General features: G+C 55.6%; 21 protein-coding genes and 1 tRNA gene. 10 read left to right on the plus strand and 12 right to left on the minus strand.

All coding sequences use genetic code 11. The features are described from left to right. The first annotated feature begins 145 nt into the window (after positions 1-145). Positions 146-502, plus strand: a complete 357-nt coding sequence (gene clpS, locus AS19_RS06775) for an ATP-dependent Clp protease adapter ClpS (protein ID WP_101234987.1) — start codon at positions 146-148, stop codon at positions 500-502. A 35-nt stretch (positions 503-537) separates the two neighbouring features. Next, positions 538-2805 carry an ATP-dependent Clp protease ATP-binding subunit ClpA gene (gene clpA / locus AS19_RS06780; protein ID WP_046961863.1) on the plus strand — a complete coding sequence of 756 codons (2268 nt, stop codon included), beginning with the start codon at positions 538-540 and terminating at the stop codon, positions 2803-2805. Positions 2806-2932: 127 nt separating this feature from the next. Here the strand turns inward: clpA and infA are convergent, their stop codons facing one another. The 4 genes from infA to trxB form a co-directional block, all read right to left on the minus strand. Further along, positions 2933-3151 (minus strand): translation initiation factor IF-1, encoded by a 219-nt coding sequence (gene infA / locus AS19_RS06785; protein WP_007149029.1) that lies wholly within the window; start codon positions 3149-3151, stop codon positions 2933-2935. Positions 3152-3251: 100 nt separating this feature from the next. Further along, positions 3252-3980, minus strand: a complete 729-nt coding sequence (locus tag AS19_RS06790; RefSeq protein WP_046961864.1) for an arginyltransferase — start codon at positions 3978-3980, stop codon at positions 3252-3254. Between the two features lie 29 nt (positions 3981-4009). After that, positions 4010-4738 (minus strand): leucyl/phenylalanyl-tRNA--protein transferase, encoded by a 729-nt coding sequence (aat, locus tag AS19_RS06795; protein ID WP_046961865.1) that lies wholly within the window; start codon positions 4736-4738, stop codon positions 4010-4012. A 23-nt stretch (positions 4739-4761) separates the two neighbouring features. Next, a complete protein-coding gene (gene trxB, locus AS19_RS06800; RefSeq protein ID WP_011588571.1) occupies positions 4762-5709 on the minus strand; it encodes a thioredoxin-disulfide reductase in 948 nt (315 codons plus the stop codon). A 352-nt stretch (positions 5710-6061) separates the two neighbouring features. Between trxB and AS19_RS06805 the strand changes: the two genes are divergently transcribed. The 6 genes from AS19_RS06805 (at position 6062) to cysG (ending at position 13673) form a co-directional block, all read left to right on the plus strand. Continuing rightward, entirely contained in the window at positions 6062-8380 is a 2319-nt protein-coding gene (locus tag AS19_RS06805; protein ID WP_011588572.1) for a DNA translocase FtsK, read from the plus strand. A gap of 8 nt (positions 8381-8388) precedes the next feature. Further along, complete coding sequence (gene lolA, locus AS19_RS06810) at positions 8389-9018, plus strand: outer membrane lipoprotein chaperone LolA (RefSeq protein WP_011588573.1); 630 nt, start codon at positions 8389-8391, stop codon at positions 9016-9018. A gap of 57 nt (positions 9019-9075) precedes the next feature. Beyond that, complete coding sequence (locus AS19_RS06815; RefSeq protein ID WP_035458230.1) at positions 9076-10407, plus strand: replication-associated recombination protein A; 1332 nt, start codon at positions 9076-9078, stop codon at positions 10405-10407. After that, a complete protein-coding gene (locus AS19_RS06820; protein ID WP_051428667.1) occupies positions 10407-10814 on the plus strand; it encodes a CrcB family protein in 408 nt (135 codons plus the stop codon). Before AS19_RS06815 ends, AS19_RS06820 begins: the two co-directional genes overlap by 1 nt. A gap of 63 nt (positions 10815-10877) precedes the next feature. Next, entirely contained in the window at positions 10878-12167 is a 1290-nt protein-coding gene (gene serS, locus AS19_RS06825) for a serine--tRNA ligase (protein WP_011588576.1), read from the plus strand. A 120-nt stretch (positions 12168-12287) separates the two neighbouring features. Continuing rightward, complete coding sequence (gene cysG / locus AS19_RS06830; protein ID WP_011588577.1) at positions 12288-13673, plus strand: siroheme synthase CysG; 1386 nt, start codon at positions 12288-12290, stop codon at positions 13671-13673. A gap of 111 nt (positions 13674-13784) precedes the next feature. Here the strand turns inward: cysG and AS19_RS06835 are convergent, their stop codons facing one another. The 5 genes from AS19_RS06835 to AS19_RS06855 all read right to left on the minus strand — a co-directional run bounded on the left by AS19_RS06835 (position 13785) and on the right by AS19_RS06855 (position 16440). Continuing rightward, complete coding sequence (locus AS19_RS06835) at positions 13785-14774, minus strand: glycosyl transferase family protein (protein ID WP_035458228.1); 990 nt, start codon at positions 14772-14774, stop codon at positions 13785-13787. Between the two features lie 61 nt (positions 14775-14835). Further along, a complete protein-coding gene (locus tag AS19_RS06840) occupies positions 14836-15090 on the minus strand; it encodes a hypothetical protein (RefSeq protein WP_011588579.1) in 255 nt (84 codons plus the stop codon). After that, positions 15091-15390 (minus strand): hypothetical protein, encoded by a 300-nt coding sequence (locus tag AS19_RS06845; protein ID WP_035458226.1) that lies wholly within the window; start codon positions 15388-15390, stop codon positions 15091-15093. Continuing rightward, positions 15383-15757, minus strand: coding sequence for a sulfurtransferase complex subunit TusD (tusD, locus tag AS19_RS06850; RefSeq protein ID WP_011588581.1), 375 nt, complete (start codon positions 15755-15757; stop codon positions 15383-15385). Before tusD ends, AS19_RS06845 begins: the two co-directional genes overlap by 8 nt. Further along, complete coding sequence (locus AS19_RS06855; protein ID WP_011588582.1) at positions 15757-16440, minus strand: Bax inhibitor-1/YccA family protein; 684 nt, start codon at positions 16438-16440, stop codon at positions 15757-15759. Before AS19_RS06855 ends, tusD begins: the two co-directional genes overlap by 1 nt. 275 nt (positions 16441-16715) lie before the next feature. On the opposite strand from AS19_RS06855, the gene AS19_RS06860 reads away from it, so the two are divergent. Then, positions 16716-16803, plus strand: a tRNA-Ser gene (locus tag AS19_RS06860). A gap of 89 nt (positions 16804-16892) precedes the next feature. Here AS19_RS06860 and AS19_RS06865 read toward each other — a convergent pair. The 3 genes from AS19_RS06865 to AS19_RS06875 are packed head-to-tail and all read right to left on the minus strand — an operon-like array spanning position 16893 to position 19869. Further along, on the minus strand, positions 16893-17930 hold the full coding sequence (locus AS19_RS06865; protein WP_046961866.1) for an ArsA family ATPase: 1038 nt from the start codon (positions 17928-17930) through the stop codon (positions 16893-16895). Continuing rightward, a complete protein-coding gene (locus AS19_RS06870; RefSeq protein WP_011588584.1) occupies positions 17930-18196 on the minus strand; it encodes a cory-CC-star protein in 267 nt (88 codons plus the stop codon). The genes AS19_RS06865 and AS19_RS06870 overlap by 1 nt, the downstream gene beginning before the upstream one ends. Next, on the minus strand, positions 18196-19869 hold the full coding sequence (locus AS19_RS06875; RefSeq protein WP_046961867.1) for a carbon starvation protein A: 1674 nt from the start codon (positions 19867-19869) through the stop codon (positions 18196-18198). The genes AS19_RS06870 and AS19_RS06875 overlap by 1 nt, the downstream gene beginning before the upstream one ends. 281 nt (positions 19870-20150) lie before the next feature. On the opposite strand from AS19_RS06875, the gene uvrY reads away from it, so the two are divergent. Beyond that, on the plus strand, positions 20151-20804 hold the full coding sequence (gene uvrY, locus AS19_RS06880) for a UvrY/SirA/GacA family response regulator transcription factor (protein WP_011588586.1): 654 nt from the start codon (positions 20151-20153) through the stop codon (positions 20802-20804). Position 20805 lies beyond the last annotated feature (1 nt).

Genomic DNA, 20805 nt, shown 5'->3' on the forward strand with positions numbered 1-20805 from the left:
GGGGTGTCAACCCTGTGAAATGATCCCGGTAAATTGATTTACCTCAGGGGATTGAAAAAACACCGACCACCCATCATTTCTTCATTGCCTGCTGACGCCAGCAGGGTTACAACCGTTTTGAGGCTTTATGAATTGGCATCCGGTAATGATTGACGAAACAGGCTCGCTGCGTGGCGGGCCGGCAGATTCCTCCTCAGACCCGGATCGGCACGGTGACCTTGCCGTCGAGGAGGCTAAGCCAAAGCTAAAGCCACCGTCCATGTACAAGGTGTTGATGCTCAATGATGACTACACGCCAATGGATTTTGTGGTAGAGATACTAGAAGACTTCTTCAATTTGGACCGTGAGCAGGCCACCCGTGTCATGCTCACGGTTCACACTGAAGGAAAAGCGGTGTGCGGGGTTTACCCGCAAGACATCGCCGAAACAAAAGCCACGCAAGTGGTGGAATACGCCCGGGAGAATCAGCATCCGTTGATGTGTCAGGTGGAACAGGCCTGACACTCTCCTTGCGGGCCCTGCAGTGAGGTAGCCTTATGCTCAGCAAAGAACTGGAAATGACGCTTAACGAGGCGTTTCGTCACGCACGTGGCCATCGTCATGAATTTATGACAGTGGAGCATTTGCTGCTGGCGCTGCTGGATAACGAGGCGGCCGTCGAGGTCTTGCGCGCCTGCGCCGCAGACCTGGATGAATTGCGTGATGCGTTATCCCAATTTATCGAAGACTCCACACCGTTACTGCCGGATACCGATCCTGAGCGCGACACCCAGCCCACGCTTGGTTTTCAGCGGGTCCTGCAGCGTGCGGTATTCAGTGTGCAGTCGTCAGGCAAGAAAGAAGTGACCGGCGCCAATGTGCTGGTGGCAATCTTCAATGAACAGGAAAGCCAAGCCGTCTATTTCCTCAATTGCCAAGATATTCACCGCTTGGATATCGTCAATTTTATCGCCCATGGCATTTCCCAGATTGAAGATGCGGATCCCTCTATTGAAACCGAAAAGGAAATGGAGGCTGGCCAAGAAAGTGCGGCTTCGGCCAGAGCGCTGGATAACTACGCCACCAATTTGAATGAGCTGGCCCGAGAGGACCGCATTGACCCGCTGGTGGGCCGCGCGTTTGAGATTGAGCGAGCGGCGCAGATTCTTTGTCGTCGCCGCAAGAATAACCCCTTGCTGGTAGGCGAGCCCGGGGTGGGCAAAACCGCCATCGCGGAAGGCCTGGCGCGGATGATCGTGGAAGAGCAGGTGCCTGAGCCGCTGCTGGATGCAGTCGTCTACTCGCTGGATCTGGGAGCTCTGCTGGCTGGCACCAAGTACCGTGGGGATTTCGAAAAACGCTTGAAAACCCTGTTGGGCGAGCTGAAGAAAGAGCCTAATTCGATCCTGTTTATCGATGAGATTCACACCATTATTGGTGCCGGTGCCGCCTCCGGTGGGGTCATGGATGCCTCCAACCTATTGAAGCCGCTGTTAGCCTCCGGTGAACTGAAATGCATGGGTTCAACCACCTTCCAGGAATACCGCGGTGTATTCGAGAAGGATCGGGCGCTGTCTCGTCGTTTCCAGAAGATTGATGTGGTTGAGCCGTCTGTTGAAGACACGGTTGGCATCCTAAAAGGGCTGAAGAGCCGTTTTGAAGCCCATCATGATGTCAGCTACACGGACGGAGCCTTGAAAGCGGCGGCGGAGCTGAGCGCCCGTTATATCAATGATCGCTATTTGCCGGATAAGGCCATCGACGTGATCGATGAAGTGGGCGCTTGGCAGAGGCTGCGCCCACAGGACGTGCGCAAACACACTATCGAAGAAACCGATGTGGAAGATATGGTGGCTAAAATTGCCCGTATTCCTCCCAAGCAAGTGTCGTCATCCGACAAGGAGTTGCTGCGCAATCTGGAGCGTGACCTGAAGATGACCGTCTTTGGTCAGGATGAGGCCATTGATACCATTTCGGCAGCCATCAAACTGTCCCGCGCTGGCTTGAAGGGTGAACATAAACCCATCGGTAGCTTCATGTTTGCCGGGCCCACTGGGGTGGGTAAAACGGAAGTAAGCCGGCAACTGGCCCGTGCCTTGGGTGTGGAGCTGGTACGCTTTGATATGTCCGAATATATGGAACGCCATACGGTGAGCCGCCTGATTGGCGCGCCTCCCGGCTACGTGGGCTTTGATCAGGGCGGTTTGCTGACCGAGGCGATCACCAAAACGCCACACTGTGTGTTGCTATTGGATGAAATCGAGAAAGCTCACCCGGAAGTGTTCAATATCCTGCTGCAGGTGATGGACAATGCCACGCTGACCGACAATAACGGCCGCAAGGCGGACTTCCGTAACGTGATCTTGATTATGACCACCAATGCGGGCGCGGAGGTGCTCAACAAGCGCTCTATCGGCTTTACTGAGCAGGACAACAGCACCGATGGCATGGAAATGCTCAAGAAGGTTTTCACACCGGAGTTCCGCAATCGTCTTGATGGCACGATTCAGTTCTTGCCGTTGACCAGCACGGTTATCTTGGGTGTGGTCGATAAGTTCCTGGTGGAATTACAGGCCCAGCTGGATGAGCGCGCAGTGGTATTGAATGTGGATGATGCAGCCCGCACCTGGTTAGCTGAAAAGGGTTACGACAAAGATATGGGGGCACGCCCCATGGCGCGTTTGTTACAGGAAAAAATCAAGAAACCGTTGGCAGAGAAACTGCTGTTCGGTGAATTGGCCGGTGCCGGTGGGCAGGTCAATGTCACTGAGAAAGACGGGGACCTGGTGCTTTCTGTGGAAGCGACCACGGCCGAACCTGCTTAAATAGGAGGGAGCAGGGCGTTTTCTTTGTTAGAGTGCGCGCCCTGTTGCTCTTTATTATCAAACACCAACAAAAAAACCCGGCTATACCGGGTTTTTTTGTTGGTGTATCGGCCGAAGCCGTTCCAGACTATTTCATCCGGAAAGTGATGCGTCCCTTGGTGAGGTCATAGGGAGACATTTCCACTTTTACACGATCCCCTGTGAGGATGCGGATATAAAACTTACGCATCTTCCCGGAGATATGGGCCGTAATTACATGACCGTTGTCCAGCTTCACACGAAACATCGTGTTAGGCAGAGTATCAACGATGACACCTTCAAGTTCGATTTGCTCTTCTTTCGCCATCCAACAATTACCTTGGGTTACCGGCTATTAGCGACGCGCAATTGTGCCGTAAAAGGGCGCTGGCTGCAAAAGAAGTTGGGAAATGGGTGCAAGAATAGGCTCAATCCACGGAATCATTGGGCTCCGACTGCTCTTTCCAGCTGCCGCTGGCAAGAATCTCCAGGGGTTGGTACTGGTTTTTGTAGCTCATCTTCTGGCATTGGCGAATCCAGTAGCCTAAATACAGGTAAGGAAGCCGCAGTCGCTGACACTGTTCAATCTGCCACAACAAGGCCATAACACCCAGGCTGCGTTCTGGCAGGATTGGGTCGAAAAATGTGTACACGGCGGATAGGCCGTCATTAAGTTGGTCGGTAACGGCCACTGCCAGCAGCTTTCCCTTCTCGCGAAATCCGTAGAAATGCGTGTCGGCCCATTCGCAGGTAAGAAAATTGGTGAACTGTTCCTCCGAAGGCGGGTACATGTCGCCGTCACCGTGGCGATCGTTGATATAGGCCGCATAAAGGGTGTACAGCTCACGACTGAAGCGAGCAGGCTCGCGGTGCACGGTCAGATCCGCATTGTGTTTGAGGATACGACGGTGACGGCGGCGGGGGAGGAAGTCATCCACCCGCACTCGGGCTGGAATACAGGCATTACAACTGTCGCAATGGGGGCGGTACAGGTAGTCACCGCTGCGACGAAATCCCAGCAGGCTCAGTTCGCTATAAAGCTCCGGTGATAGCGCCGCCTGGGGGTCCACAAACAGAGTAGACGCCTGGCGGTCTTCTAGGTAACTGCAGCCATGGGCTGGGGTGCGAAAAAAGCGCAGTGTGGATAAGTCAGTCATGGTGCTAAGTGTAGCTTAGCTGCGGGGCGCTAAAAAGCCTGATGCGCAGCCTGTAGGTCTGGCCAGTCAAAGCGGTCGCCGGGCCAGTGGCTAGGTGCCGGCTGGCTGGGAATCCAGCGTTGAAGATGGGCTTCGAAGGCGCTTCTTGGCATCATCTCGGCACCCATGGACATGAGATGTGGATTCTCGATTTGCGCATCAAGCAGCTGGATATCCAGTTTCCGGGCGAAATTGCGTAACGCCACCAGCGCAACCTTGGAGCCGTTGCGCTGCGGTGATGCCATGGATTCACCAAAAAACATCTGCCCCAACTGGATGCCATAGAGACACCCGGCCAGCGCACCGTTCTGCCAGATTTCCACACTATGGGCATAGCCGAGCTCATGTAATCGGCAGTAGGCTGCTAGCATGTCTTCGCTTATCCAGGTGCCGGCTTCGTCTTGCCGTGGGGCGGCACAGGTGCGCATCACTGTTTCAAAGGCACGATCGAAGGTCACGGTGAAATCAGCACGGCGCAGATGGCGTGCCAAGCTGCGACTGACATGCAGTTGTTCCAGTTGGATTACGCAGCGCGGGGCGGGGCTCCACCAAAGTATCGGCTGAGATTCAGCGTCATACCAAGGGAAGATGCCGGTCGAGTAAGCCCTTAGAAGAGTATAAGGGCTAAGGTCCGACCCAGCAGCCAGTAGGCCGTCTGGGTCGGTGAGGGCGAGCCGCGTATCAGGGAAGGGTTCCCCGGGTTCCAGCCATGGCACCATAATCGCGGCCCTCGTTTGCGGGACTAGTTTTTCAGGTGGTCCAGGAAGCGTTCAGCATCCAGGGCGGCCATACAGCCTGCCCCCGCGGAGGTGACTGCTTGGCGGTAGATATGGTCAGCCACGTCTCCAGCAGCAAACACCCCTTCTACACTAGTGGCGGTGGCATTGCCTTCGGTGCCGCTAGCGATCTTGATGTAGCCGTCTTTCATTTCCAGCTGGCCGGTAAAAATATCCGTGTTGGGTTTGTGCCCGATGGCAATAAAGACCCCTTGCAGATCCAGATCTTTGCTGCCTTCGCCTTTCGTGGATCTGATGCGCATGCCGGTGACGCCGCTGTCATCACCCAGTACTTCTTCCAGAGTGTGGTCCCATTCAACGGAGATGTTGTCCTTGGCGAGCAGCTTGTCCTGGAGGATTTTTTCGGCGCGTAGGCTGTCGCGGCGATGTACAAGCGTTACATGCTCAGCAATGTGAGAAAGGTACAGCGCTTCTTCAACGGCAGTGTTGCCGCCGCCGACCACGGCCACTTTTTGGCCCTTGTAGAAGAAACCGTCACAGGTGGCGCAGGCGGAAACCCCTTTACCCATGAATGCTGCCTCTGATTCCAGCCCCAGGTACATGGCTGTAGCGCCGGTGGCGATGATCAGGGCGTCACAGGTGTAAGTGCCGTTGTCGCCTTTAAGAACGACAGGGCGCTGTTTGAGGTCCACCTCATTGATATGGTCGTATACCATTTGCGTATCAAATCGCTCGGCGTGTTGCTGCATGCGCACCATAAGGTCTGGTCCCTGCAGTCCTTCCACATCACCGGGCCAGTTATCCACTTCAGTCGTCGTGGTGAGCTGGCCACCGGGCTGGATCCCAGTAATCACTACCGGCTTCAGGTTGGCTCGGGCAGCGTAGACAGCCGCAGTGTAACCCGCCGGTCCTGAGCCCAGAATAATCAGCCGATGGTGCTGCACGTCGCTCATGTGTTACTCCAGTAGATACGTAGATGGTTGCAGGAAGTCAGTCATGCCATGGAAGGCTGACTTAGCTATGCCAACAGTGGGGGCAAACCCTGCACGTTCAAGGCAGAGAAAAGTACCGGAAAACGCCGGTCCCGTGAAGCCTGATCATGGGCTATCAGTGCAATAGGGAGAATGACGGCCAGGGGCGCGCCGCCGCAGAGCATATGGAATGTGTGCAATAATGCGGTGCGCTTGGGCGCACAGGGAGGGTCAAAGCTGGCTGCTCCCATCGCGATTGACTACAATCGCAATAATTTCAATTCGTTATCAGCTATTCTTTATCTCATAGTTTGACTTTATCGAGGGGCAAGGCGTGAGCAAAACGGTTTCCGGGCAAGGACAGTCCGGGTTTTCCCGCCATCTTAAGCGCGGTTTGGTGGAAGGTATGGTGATCGCATTGATCGCCTTTTCCCTTTACCTGCTGCTGGCGTTGATCAGTTTCGATAGCCGTGATCCCGGTTGGACTTTTGTGGGCAATGTGGATGCCGTGCGCAACGCCGCAGGCCGTGCAGGGGCGTTCAGTGCTGATCTGTTGCTGGGATTGTTCGGCTACATGGCATACCTCTTCCCCGTCTTGGTGGGCTTCTGGGCCGGTAAGGTATTGCGTGAACGCCATGCGGGTCTACCAGGCAGTTGGCCATTGTTCAGTTTGCGGCTGGTTGGATTCATTCTCACTATGCTCGCTGGAACAGCCTTGTCCTACATGCATTTCACGGTGGGAGAGAGTTTGCCTGAAGGGGCGGGGGGCATTCTTGGCCATCAAGTCGGGGCTGCGTCTTTGGCAGGGTTTAACCCGCTGGGCGGCACCCTGATTATGGTGGCGTTGTTTCTGATCGGGGTAACGATATTTACCGACTTGTCCTGGATTGCACTGGCCGAAGGGCTCGGTGCTTTAGTGTTAGGGGCTATTGAGAAAGTGCCTGCTTGGTGGCTGGCCCGCAAACGGCAGCGCGAAGAGCAACGACAGAAAAAAGATGCTCACGAAAAGCGGGCCAAGGTGATCAGCGAAGCGAAAAAGAAAGCGGAAAGTCGCACCCCGCCAAAAATCGCCAAGCCGGCCAAGCCGGTGGAAAAGAGTGCACGAGTACAGCAAGAGAAGCAGCAGAAGCTGTTCACCACGGAAGTCACCGGTGAGCTGCCACCAATTGCTTTGCTGGATCCGGTAGAAGAGAGCAAGGGCGGTTATTCCGACGATGCCCTTGAAGGCATGTCACGTCTGCTGGAAATCAAGCTCAAGGATTTCAACATCGATGCGCAAGTGGTGGCGGTCCAGCCTGGCCCGGTAATTACCCGTTTCGAAATTCAGCCTGCGCCAGGAATTAAGGTCTCCAAAATCACTAATTTGGCCAAGGATCTGGCCCGCTCGCTGGCAGTCATCAGTGTGCGAGTGGTGGAAGTGATCCCCGGTAAAACCACAGTGGGAATCGAGATTCCCAACGAGCAGCGGGAAATGATCCGCTTTACCGAAGTGGTCGGCACACAGATGTTTGATCAAGCCCCGTCCCCTTTGACCATGGCCTTGGGCAAGGACATTTCCGGTGGCCCGGTAATGGCCGATCTGGCAAAAATGCCCCACTTGCTGGTAGCAGGCACCACCGGGTCCGGTAAATCCGTGGGCGTGAACGCCATGTTGCTGTCCATGCTGTTCAAATCCAGCCCGGACGATGTTCGGCTGATTCTGATTGATCCGAAGATGCTGGAACTGGCGGTTTATGACGGGATTCCTCACTTGCTGACGCCGGTGGTGACTGACATGAAAGAGGCGGCCGGTGCGCTGCGCTGGGGTGTGGGTGAAATGGAGCGCCGTTACCGGCTGATGGCGTCCATGGGCGTGCGTAACATTTCCGGCTATAACCGCAAGGTCGAAGAGGCCAAGAAGAAGGGCGAGCCGCTGAAGGACCCACTGTGGAAGCCTGACGACCCAATGAACCTGGACGAAGAAGCACCGCTAGCGGAGCATCTGCCCTATATCGTCATCGTGATCGACGAATTCGCTGACATGATGATGATTGTCGGTAAGAAGGTGGAGGAGCTGATCGCCCGGATCGCGCAGAAAGCCCGTGCTGCTGGCATCCACCTGATTCTCGCCACTCAGCGCCCGTCGGTGGATGTGATCACCGGCCTGATCAAGGCTAACGTGCCATCACGGATTGGTTTCCAAGTGTCATCAAAGATCGATTCGCGCACGGTGCTAGACCAAGGCGGAGCAGAGCAGCTGCTTGGCCATGGTGACATGCTTTATTTGCCCGGCGGCACCAGTGTTCCGGAACGTGTTCACGGCGCCTTTGTCTCAGATGAAGAGGTGCACCGGGTTTGTGACGATTGGCGTAAACGCGGTAAGCCTAACTATCTGGAAGAAATCCTGGAGGGTGGCAGTGACCTTAACGCGCCGATGCCCGGTATGGAGAGCGCCGGTGAAGGTAGCGATGACGAAAATGATCCGCTATATGATGATGCCGTGGCTATTGTCACCGAATCCCGGCGAGCGTCGATTTCATCGGTGCAACGAAAACTAAAAATTGGCTACAACCGAGCGGCCCGTTTAGTGGAAGCCATGGAAATGGCTGGGGTAGTCACAGAGGCCGGTAACAATGGCCAGCGTGAAGTGATCGCGCCACCGCCGGTCAAATAGGAGTTTGAATGAAAAAGTTGCTGTTAACCTTGGCTATGGTCCCCGCCGTGTTATTTTCGCCCACCGCATGGGGCGATGCCACGGACGATTTGTTAGGCCGTTTGCAAACGCTTGAATCCATGAAAGGCGGGTTTGAGCAGGTAGTGCTGGACCAGAGCGGAACGCACATGCAGGAAGCTTTGGGCAAGTTTCAAGTAGCACGAGGTAACCGTTTTTACTGGCTGACCGAAACACCCTATGAGCAGATGGCGGCCTCGGACGGCACTACCGTCTGGGTGTACGATAAGGACCTAGAGCAAGTGGTAGTGCGGCCGCTGAGTCAGGATCTGGGACAGACTCCGGCGCTACTGTTTGGCGGCAAACCTGCGGATGTGGCCAAGGCTTTTACCATCTCTGAGCGCGACAATCGGGGGGCTGAAGTAACCTACCGATTGACTCCGAAAGGCCAGGACCCGCTATTCGATCAACTGGACGTCACCTTCAAGGGGGGGCAGCCAGCGTCCATGCGCCTTCAGGATGCATTGGGCCAGCAGACTGTGATTGATTTCATCGGCTTAACCCTAAATGACGGTATTGATAGCAGTTTGTTCCACTTCGATCCGCCGGAAGGCACGGATGTCATTCAGCAACAACAGTAATGGCGGGTAACGGCCGGGGCACCCGGTCGTTGTCTAGTCACCAGTAGGCGTTTTTCCATGAGCGATCTTTTTGCCCTTGATGCTGCCCAACAGGCTCAGCCCCTGGCGGCTCGCCTGCGGCCGACTCGCTTGGACGACTATGTAGGTCAGCAGCACCTGGTGGGTGAAGGCAAGCCATTGCGCCAGGCGCTGGACCGGGGCCAGCTACATTCGATGATTTTGTGGGGTCCGCCGGGGACGGGTAAAACCACCCTGGCATTAATCATGGCGCAAACCGTGGATGCTGCCTTCATCACCTTGTCTGCGGTGTTGTCCGGGGTAAAAGATATTCGTGCGGCGGTGGAGCAAGCTCAGATTCGACTGGGCCAGGGGCGGCGCACGGTCTTGTTTGTGGATGAAGTTCATCGTTTCAACAAGGCCCAGCAGGATGCGTTTTTACCCCATGTGGAAGAGGGCACCATCACCTTCATCGGCGCTACTACCGAAAACCCTTCGTTCGAGCTTAATAACGCATTGTTATCGCGAGCACGGGTTTACCGGCTCCGCGCGCTGGCGCCGGAAGATCTGAGTGGGTTGCTTGTCCGTGCGCTGCATGATCCAGCACTTAATGGCATGCAGCTAGATGCACAAGCGACCGAGCTGTTGCTCAACTATGCCGATGGCGATGCCCGGCGGTTGCTGAACATGCTTGAAGTGGCTGCAGACCTGGCTGATGTGGACGTGCCAAATATCGACGCGGACCTGATGCGTGAAGTGCTTCGTGATGCCGTTCGCCGGTTCGACAAAGGCGGCGACCTATTTTATGACCAAATCAGCGCCATGCATAAATCCGTCCGCGGTTCCGACCCGGATGCGGCCCTATACTGGTTCGCTCGTATGCTCGATGGCGGCTGCGACCCGCTCTACATTGCTCGCCGCGTGGTACGTATGGCCAGTGAAGACATTGGCAATGCGGACCCGCGGGCATTGACGCTGTGCCTGCAAGCCTGGGATGTGCAGGAGCGGTTAGGCAGCCCGGAAGGCGAGTTGACCATCGCCCAGGCTATTGCCTATCTGGCTGTCGCGCCGAAAAGCAATGCGGTGTATAACGCCTATAATCAGGCTCGGGCGCTGGTCCGGCAGCAACCCACCGATGAGGTGCCTTTGCACCTACGCAATGCACCCACTCAGCTTATGAAAGACGAAGGCTTTGGCGCCGAGTATCATTACGCCCATGATTTTCCGGACGCTTTTGTGCCTGGGGAAAATTACTTCCCGGCCAGCCTTCAAGACACACGGCTGTATGAACCGGTGAATCGTGGGCTTGAGATCAAAGTGGCAGAAAAGCTGGCCCGCCTACGAGAATTAAACGCCAGCAGTGACTGGACCCGCTACGGGAAGCGAAAATAATGTCGTTATCAGCGATTACCGAAGGCGGCATGCTGCCGTGGATAGCGGTAGCCATCGGTGGCGCCGTTGGCGCCTGCCTGCGTTTCGCCACCAGCTTATGGCTTGGCGTTCCGTCTATGCCCTCGTGGCCTTGGGCCACTTTCGGAGTGAACTTGGCAGGCAGTTTCCTGTTCGGCCTGCTGGCTATCATGTTGGCTAGCCTGCCAGTGGGAGATGTGTGGCGGCTGGCATTGATGACCGGCATGCTCGGCGCACTGACCACCTTTTCTACGTTTTCGTTTGAATTAGTGCGGATGGTGGAAGCGCGGGCCTTTATACTTGCCGCCGGTTACGCGGTGGGGTCTGTTGGGGCCTGTTTGTTGTTGGGCATAGCGGGCCTAGCATTGGGTCGACTGTTTTTTGAATAACATGGGGAAGCTGAAAGTTTAAACTTTCAACTCAGCCTTTTCTGATTTTGGAGTAAGAAATACATGCTGGATATTCGTGCCTTGCGGCAGGACGGTGAAGCGATCAAGGCGGCGTTGAGCAAACGCGGCTACACCCTGGACCTGGAGGAATTTGCCGCCTTGGATGCCAAGCGCAAGCAAGCAGATATGCGCTCCCAGGAATTACAGGCGGATCGCAAGAAAGCTTCCAAGCAGGTGGGCGAGTTGATTAAGTCCGGTATGGCGGTGGATGAGGCTAAGGCACAGGTGGCCGACGCCCTGCAGACCATTGATACAGAACTGGATAAGGAAGTGGCCAGTGCCAAGGCGATTCAGGACGAAATTCGTGAATACCTGATGGGCATTCCCAACGTCCCGCAAGAAGCCGTACCTGCAGGCAATGATGAAGACGACAATGTGGAAGTGCGCCGCTGGGGCACACCGAAAACACTGCCGTTTGAGCCGAAGGACCATGTGGATATTGGTGAAGCGCTGGAGGGCGGGCTCGATTTTGAACGCGCGGCTAAGCTTTCCGGTGCACGTTTTGCAGTGATGAGCGGTGGCCTAGCCCGCATGCACCGGGCGCTGATTGATTTTATGCTGGATATACACAGCGACGAGCATGGCTATCAGGAAGTGTACGTGCCTTTCCTAGTGGGGCCGGAAGCGCTACGAGGAACTGGCCAGCTACCCAAGTTCGCTGAAGACCTGTTTAAAATAGAAGGTGAGCGTGAACTCTATTTGATTCCCACCGCTGAAGTGCCGGTGACTAATCTGGCCGCGGATGAAATTCTCGAAGCGAACACCATGCCCCGTCGTTATACCTGTCATACACCGTGTTTTCGTTCTGAAGCGGGCAGCCACGGTAGAGATACCCGCGGTATGATTCGCCAGCATCAGTTCGAAAAAGTGGAGCTGGTGCAGATGGTTCGCCCTGAAGAGTCCGATGCGGCGCTGGAGGCACTGACCGGCCATGCGGAAGCCATTTTACAGAAACTGGATTTGCCATATCGAGTGGTGATTCTTTGTGGCGGTGATTTGGGCTTTTCGTCTTCCAAAACCTATGACATCGAAGTCTGGCTTCCCAGCCAGCAGTGCTATCGGGAAATTTCTTCCTGTTCCAACTTCCGTGATTATCAATCACGTCGCATGCAGGCTCGCTGGCGCAACCCGGAAACCGGTAAACCCGAATTGGTACATACCTTGAATGGGTCTGCTCTGGCAGTAGGGCGTACTTTAGTAGCGATACTGGAGAATTATCAGAACGATGATGGTTCAGTAACTGTTCCTGAGGCACTGCGTCCCTACATGAGAGGTCTGGAACGCCTGAAATAGTGTTGCTCAGGCACAAACGACGACCATTGCGTTCGTCGCATGGCATGCCTTTAACACAGGCTTGCCGCTGTTTGTGTCAGGCATCATTCACTCAGCGTCTGGCGTTTACTGGGAGCAAGCATGGAATTTCTACCGATCAGCTGGCGTTTACAAGGCAAGGTGGCTTTGTTGGCCGGCGGCGGCGAAGTGGCGTTGCGCAAGGGGCGCCTTCTGCACCGATCAGGTGCGATTTTGACTGTAGTTGCCCCGCAAGTATGCGATGAGCTGCTCGATATTGTGGTGCGTAGCGGCGGTTCCTGCGTGGTCAGGGCGTTTGAAAGCGCAGATCTAGACGGGGTCGCTCTGGTTATTTGTGCCACCGATGATCGCAGTACCAATGCTGAGATAGCAAAACAGGCCCAGCAACGGGGTTTGCCCGTGAATGTGGTCGACGATCCTTCGCTGGGTGATTTCATCTTTCCGGCCATTGTCGACCGTTCCCCGGTGTTAATCAGTATCAGCTCCTCCGGTGCTTCGCCAGTGCTGGCCAGGAAACTAAGAGCCCAGCTGGAATCCACTTTGCCGGCGCGCTGGGGAAGACTGGCTGACCTGATGGCGCGTTTCCGTCAGCCCTTGAAAGACAAGCTCAGTAACATCGGTGCCCGGCGTTTATTCTGGGAGCAAACACTGGATAGCCCAGTCGTGGAAAAAGTGCTGGCCGGCAAGGACAGTGAGGCAGAAGCCATGCTCGCCGCTGCGATCGAATCTGCCGACGCAACAACCCTTAGCCGAGGCGAAGTGTATCTGGTGGGTGCTGGCCCTGGGGATCCGGACTTGCTCACGTTCCGAGCGCTGCGTTTGCTGCAAAAAGCCGATGTGGTGCTCTACGATCGCCTGGTCGGCAAGGGTATTGTAGATCTGGCCCGTCGCGATGCGGAGCTGGTGTATGTGGGTAAAGCCCGTGACAAGCACGCGCTGCCCCAGGACAACATCAACGAGTTGCTGGTTCATTACGCTAAACAAGGCAAGAAGGTTTGCCGGTTGAAAGGCGGGGATCCTTTTATCTTTGGCCGTGGCGGTGAAGAAATTGACCTGATTGTGGCGGAAGGTATCGATTTTCAGGTGGTGCCAGGCATTACTGCGGCCAGCGGCTGCGCTTCCTATGCGGGTATTCCACTAACCCATCGTGACCATGCTCAATCCGTGCGATTCGTCACCGGGCATCGTAAAGATGGCTCGGTGGATCTGGATTGGAAACATTTAGTCAGCGAAACTGAGACAGTGGTATTTTATATGGGGTTGGTGGGCTTGCGAGAAATCTGCAGCCAGCTGATCGCCCACGGCCGTGGGGGCGACACACCCATCGCGCTGGTGTCACGAGGCACGACTAACCTTCAGGAGGTGATTACCGGCAGGCTAGATCAGCTACCTGACGATATCGAAGGCCGTGAAATTCACGCCCCCACCCTGATAATTGTTGGCAGCGTGGTCAGCCTGCATCCTAAATTTGGTTGGTTCAAACCCTGATCGCTTCAATACCGCATTACGGCTACGTTTGACACGCCCTACAACGCACTGTTTGTAGGGCGAATACCTAAGAGCACAATTCGCACAATTCGCACAATCCGATAGGTGTCATTAGAGCCGTTTTTTATCGCGCTTTTCCCACAAAGCGGCGGCTTCTTTTAACGCACTCTGCAATGAATCTGCCTTGTCTAGGCCCCACAGTGCCACCGCTACGGTAGAAATCACCGCCTGTTCACCGTACTCATCACAGGTTTCCCCGCGCCACACCTTCAAGAGCGTTTCTGCACTGGGGGCATCCGGCGGAGTCTGCCGAGGTATGGTGCTGTCGAGCACCGCGCTTTGCAGCGCTTGGCCATGACGAATGCCTTGAATTTGGGTGCGTGCATCCGGGCGGATTTCCAGCTCGCCCCCTTCACCTTTGAACAGCAGTAGATCCTGGTCACCGGCTAGGGCGGCGGCACCTTGGTGCAGCTCAATATAGGCCGGGTGGAAAACGCTCTGCATGGACAGTGGTGCCTGGGCGGGGTTGAGGCTGCGGGCCAATGTGTTGATCGGCGAGCGTAATCCTAGGAAGTGGCGCAGGGTGAGCATGCGCGACAATGGCGAGCAGAACTGCTCGAGGGGCAGATAGGCAAGCCCGTGTGTTTCAAGGTGCGCCTGGGCCTGTGTCACAGTGTCGGCAACGGGCAAGCCCAGCTTCGGTAGAAGCGCATCGGTATAGACCCGATTCGGCGTGTGCGCCGGCCCGCCATGTAGCAAGGTGCGGATACCATTGGCCGCTAGCAGCACGGTGGCGAGCAAATACCAGGGGTGATGTTTTTTCTTGCCGGCATAGCTGGGCCAGTCCAGATCCACGGCGGGCAGTTCGCCAAGCGCCTGGTAGCAAGCCGGGCGGCAAGCATCGAGAAAGCCCGCCAGCTCATCGGGGGTTTCTTCTTTTACGCGCAGCAACATCAGAAAGGCGCCGAGTTGGATATCTTCGACGTCTCCATCAAGGATGGCCTGCATGGCCTCACGGGCCTCTTCGCGGGTGAGGCTGCGGCGGGCGCGTTTGCCGCGGCCCAGAGTACGCACAAAAGGCGCAAAGGCATGTTCAGTCATGATTCCGTCTCGCAGAGAGGGGCGGGCGTACTCGGTAAAGCAAAGCCCGTGAAAATGTCATTCAATACCAGCTGGTAGAGGCGCCGTGCTCGGCTATCAGCTCCACCAGTTGGGCATGATCAATCACTGGCAAAGTGCTGTCGGGCAACTGCAATGCTGGATGCGCGAGCAGGTAGCCATCGCCTTTCAGTGTCAGCTGTGATGCAAGTAATAGGCCTGCATCGGTGAAAACACAGACATCGCCTTTGCTGTAAAGCGTGCTAAAGCGCTGCCATAGGCTGTAATTGTCGGGAGAGAATCCCAGCAGGTGCAACATTCAGAAAACCAGAATTTGATGGCATTGGGTACGTAATGATAACAGCTCGTCCGCACAAAGAGCGTCCGCGGGAACAGGGCAGTCTTCATCACTGTCCACCACACAGCGAACACCAAATTCAGCCAGCTGGGCCAGCGTTTGATTGGGGCATAACCGTAACATGGCAAGACAGGGCGGTGTCAGCCAGAGCGTGGTGGCTTGACCGAACGCCGCACCGGTAAGCAACATATCCAGCATTTCCTGAAATTGGCTGGAAAACGGCTGACTGCCGGTGGCAATAAACAGGGTCTGGCTAGCCAAACTGAATCACCCGGTCGCTATTAATAAGTGCATCCGCCCATTGGCCTAACCCGGCAAGAGAGAAGCCCTCAGCCAGAGTGGTTGCGGCGTTTGAGTCAACGACACCACGACGCTGGGCGGCACCGACGCATACCATCGCCTCAACGCTCTGGCTGGCAATCCATTGCTGCCACTGCTGGGCGGCACTGGCCTGCTCTGCGTCGCCAGTCCAAGCATGGCGATTGGCCAGATGCACCGCATCGCGGTAGAGAAACAAGCAATAGAGTTGATGGTCAGAGGAGGGGTTGTGTAGCGCTTGTGCGGTGTGAAGGGCGGTCAATGCGGCGGCAGATTCTGCCGCCGCATTGACCAGTAGCGAGAAACGCATTAATCGTTACCGCTGAGCGCCGTCAATAGGTGCAACAAGGACATAAACAGGTTGTAGATGGATACGAACAGGGTGACGGTCGCCATGATGTAGTTGGTTTCACCGCCATGGATGATAGCGCTGGTCTGCCACATGATGAGCAGGGAAGAGAGCAGCACAAAGGCAGCGGATACCGCCAGGCTTAGAGCCGGAATCGCGAAGAAGATGTTGGCGATGCTTGCCCCGAACGCCACTAAAACACCGATCATGATGAAGTTGGTGAGGAAGCTGAAATCCTTGCGGGTTACCAGAGCAATGGCAGACATCGCCACGAAAATACCGGCTGTACCTGCCAGAGCCGTGGTCACAATTTCCATGCCGCCAGGAATCTGGGTATACATATTGATGATCGGGCCGGTGGTAAAGCCCAGCCAGCCAGTCAGGCCAAAGACAGCCAGAATGCCCCAGGCACTGTTACGCAGTGCGTTGGTGGCGAGCAGCAAACCAAAGTAGACGCCGATGGTCAGCCACACGTTGACGAAACCGATGTTGCTGGCCATGGCAAACCAAGACGCGCTGGTTGCCACGACGAGTGACAGCCCCAGCAGCATATAGGTGTTTTTCAGTACCTGGGCCGCTCGCTCCCCGGAAACGGCAATGCCGTGCTGGTGGGGGGCAGAGTAGGGGTTAGTCGGGTTATTCATGATTTCACTCATCTTTGCTAATTGTACCTGTGATCATAAGGGCGGGGAGCCCAAAATCAAGCGCTAAACAAGGTTTTCATGGTGCTCGCAGGTGTGTTCGTAGATGGGAGTCAGCCAAGCCCAATACGGGCACGCTAAACAACCAATCCTCCGCTGTTATTTCAGCTGATGACTGAATAATTAAGCCGTACTGATTAAAACCTAACCAGTCATGCACAGTATTGCCGCTGCGCCGTTGACTGGCCTTATTGCTCATGTATTATTGCTGCCACCTTGGAGGGGTGGCAGAGTGGCCGAATGCACCGGTCTTGAAAACCGGCGACGGGAGACCGTCCGTGGGTTCAAATCCCACCCCCTCCGCCAAATAAAAAGCCCGCACTCAAATGAGTGCGGGCTTTTTTTATGCTGTTCTGCGGCGCAACTGGGCCCACGCAGCAGGATCGGGCTAATGCCTAGCGATCAACGTTCCCCAGTAATCCGGCAAATTGTCGGATTGCCTCCAAGCCCTGAATATCATCTTTCTGTAACGCCACATCCTTGCGAGGCAGTGAGCCCAACGCGTTGGCTAGCTCTTCCATGTGCGCTTTTTGGCGTGCGTGGCGTGCAGCGAAAAAGGGGCCTTCTGCGGCATCAGGCAGCACCCGGTTGACCACGGCGCCGACCACTGGGATGGCATGCTCCTGGAGCGAGGCTACCGCGCGCCGGGTTTCGAGAATGGGCAGCCGTTCAGGGGTCAACACGAAAATAAAAGCAGTATGGCTCGGGTTGGTGAGCTGACGGCGGGCGCGATTAAACAGGCGCTGTCGCGCCATGAGGGTGTCGGCCACTTCCTGGCTGCGTGGATCCAAGCCGCTGGTGGCGTGCTCGGTGGGGTCCTGTAGGGGGCTGTCTATGCTTTTCTCTGGGGTAAGATGGCCCAGCACTTGACCCAGCTTACGCGCTTTTTCGCTGTGCCGAAGCAGGCCTTGGGTCCAGGCGGCCATCACTTCTGGAAGGCTTAATAATCTCAGGGTGTGGCCGGTGGGAGCAGTGTCAAAGATCAGCAGATCGTAGTCGTGACTGTCCTCATCAATCAACCGGGAGATACGTTCCAGCAAGGCTGCCTCCTGGGCTCCAGGCGACTGTCGACTGAGGCGTAGCTGTTTATCCAGCTCACGAAATTGATCCGGCGTGGCGAATCGGCGCATTTGCGCACTTACTCGTTCTAGGTACGCCTCTACTTCGTCATCCGGGTCAAGCTCTAGCGCGGTTAAACCGGGAGAAAGAACGGTCGGTTGATTGCCGATAGGGCGATTAAAGGCGTCTGCCAGACTGTGGGCTGGGTCCGTGGAGACCAGCAACACCTTGCTCCCCTGGTCTGCTGCACGGACCGCTAGGGCTGAGGCGGTGGTGGTTTTGCCTACGCCACCCTTGCCGCCCACCATAAGCAAAGCGCGGGAGGCCAGCAGGGCATCTAGATCAAGTGTGTTGAATGTTCGGGCGTTGGTCATCAGCAGCAACGGAAGTGGTCAAGGGGCGAGCGTTCCATACCCATGCGGGTGTGCCAATCATGGAAACGTTCCATTAGCAGGGGCTGTAATTCCAGCGTGCTCCAAGCGGCGGGATTAGGCACACCCATCATTTCCGAGAATACCAAAAGCATAAACAGGTCTTCCTCATCCCGCTTAGCTCGGGCAATGGCAGCACGATAGGGCGCATTATAATATTGTGCGCTGAGCTCACTAATACGCTTAAACCATTGCCTAGGCGTGGCCATTAAACGGTCTCCGGCGGAGCCTTAAAGGCGCGTTTGAGAGAAGCGGTGCATTCAAGCGTCACCAAGAGTGCGGCGACCAGCACCACAAGGTCTAGCCCCAACAGGAACCAGTCTTGTTTTTCATAGAAGCTTTTCAGCTGCATCAACAGGGCAAAAAGTGTCATCACCAGCAGGAACACCAGCGGTGCAAGAGTGTAGATGGCGGGGCGACCGCGTTTTACCAGCATGATAGTAATGACCAGCAAGGTCAGCCCGGCAAGCAATTGGTTAGTGGTGCCAAATAATGGCCAAATAAGCAGGCCGCCGGAGCCGTCTGCACCGCCGGCGCCAAACGCTAGTAATAAACAGCTGGCTACGGCGAGTAGTGTGGCAGGCAGGGGGCGAGTCATCCATTTCTGTTGATAGATTTCGCCCCATTCCTGAAAAATATAGCGTTGTAGGCGCAAACCGGTATCCATTGTGGTGCCGGCAAAAAGCGCCGCCATTACAGTGAGCAGGGTGGCGGCTACGCCTGCATCCATGCCCATACCGTTGGCAAGAATATTCGCACCGCCGTCTACGAAGGCAGTTAGGCTACCTTGCCCAAAAGCAGTATAAACCGCTTGCCAGTCCGCCAAAGAAGCAAAGCCGGCGGTGGCGGCAATAATGGCCGCCAGTGCCAGGGCACCTTCACCCACGGCGCCAAAGTAGCCAACAAAGCGGGCATCGGTTTCCTTGTCCAGCTGCTTGGAGCTAGTCCCTGAGGCCACCAGCCCATGGAAGCCCGAGATTGCGCCACAGGCGATAGTGACAAACAGCAGCGGTATCAGTGAGGGCGTACCAGCAGGAATGTCGCTGTTGATCATGGGCGCGACCACGTGTGGATTGCCCAGCAGAACCGCGCCGTAAAGTAGAATTAGGCCAACAAACAATTGCAGGCCATTGATGTAATCGCGAGGTTGTAAAAGCATCCAGACCGGCAGTAGAGAGGCCACTGCGGCATAGGCGAATAACAACAGAATCCAACTGGCGTTAGCCGACAGCCCCATGACTTGATCAGGCAGCGCTATGGGTACGCTCGGTCCCACATAAATCAAGCTATACAGGGCGGCAACACCGAGCACCGATACCAGTCCTAATCCAATCACCCGGCGGTAGATAAGTTGGCCGATGACTAAGGCTACTGCGATGGCCCCCCAGACAGGGACAACGGCGCCGGGGTTGTTGATCAACAGCTTGGCGATCACCACGCCGAATACCGCGTTGACCATCAGCAGTACTAGGAAGATAACGATCATGAACACAGTGCGCGCACGGCGGCCAACCACTTCGCCGGTAAGTGCCCCAACCGATTTCGCTCGGTTACGGACACTGGCCCACAGGGCACCGCTATCGTGGATACCGGCAAAGAAAATGGTGCCCAGCACTACCCAGAGAAAGGCAGGCAGCCAACCCCAAATAACAGCAATGGCAGGGCCGACGATAGGCGCTGCACCTGCTACTGAGGTGAAATGATGGCCCCAAAGCACGTACCGATTGGTGGGAACAAAATCGATGCCGTCTTCAAATGCGTGGGCAGGAGTGCGAAAATTCGGATCCAGTTTATAGATGCGCGATGCAATAAAACGCGAATAAACGAAATAGCCAGCGGCCATGCCTCCGAGCCCCAGCAGGAGCAAAATGATTGCGCTCATGAGTTGCCTTTTGTCGTTGTTAGTGACGGCCATTACCCGTGTTGAAAAAATGGCCAGATGAAACTGACCATGTTGCTATATGGTTCGCTTTTTTGACTGTTTGGTCAACGTGACTAAAGGCTAATGGCGCCAGTGTGCATGGTCGAGAAAAACTGACCAGAGGTATCCCGTTTGTTAACGGCGTTCTATGCACGTCGATGTACAAGGGGTAGTCTTATGCCTATAAAATCGAAAGAAAAATAGCACACTGGCGGGCAAGGGAACTGCCCGGGGGCATAGTAATGATCAAAGTATTGGTAGTGGATGACCATGATCTGGTCCGCACCGGCATTGCTCGAATGCTGGACGAAGTTGATGGTTTGCAGGTTGTCGGGGAAGCGAATTCAGGCGAGCGGGCCATACAGATGGTTCGGGAGTTGGCGCCAGAAGTGGTGCTCATGGACCTGAAAATGCCTGGCATCGGTGGGCTAGAAGCCACACGTAAGTTGCTGCGAGTGGATGAGGGAATCCGAGTTATTGCCGTGACCATGTGTGAAGATGAGCCGTTTCCTTCGCGCTTGATGAAGGCGGGCGCCGCGGGTTATATGACCAAAGGCGCAGATTTGGAAGAAATGGTCCGCGCCATCAAGATTGTGGCTACCGGACAGCGCTATATTAGCCCGGAGATTGCCCAGGTTATGGCGCTCAAGCCCTATTCTGGAGATGAAGGGTCACAGCTGGACATGCTATCCGAACGTGAATTGCAAATCATGATGATGATCGTCAGTTGTCATAAAGTGCAGGACGTGGCAGATAAGCTCTGCCTCTCACCCAAAACCGTCAATACCTATCGGTACCGAATATTCGATAAGCTGGGCGTGACTAGTGATGTGGAAATGGCGCTTCTAGCGGTGCGCCATGGCATGTTGGATGCAGTGGAAAACTCGGTATTCTGAC

The sequence above is a fragment of the Alcanivorax sp. NBRC 101098 genome (assembly GCF_001010505.1).
GTDB lineage: Bacteria > Pseudomonadota > Gammaproteobacteria > Pseudomonadales > Alcanivoracaceae > Alcanivorax > Alcanivorax borkumensis.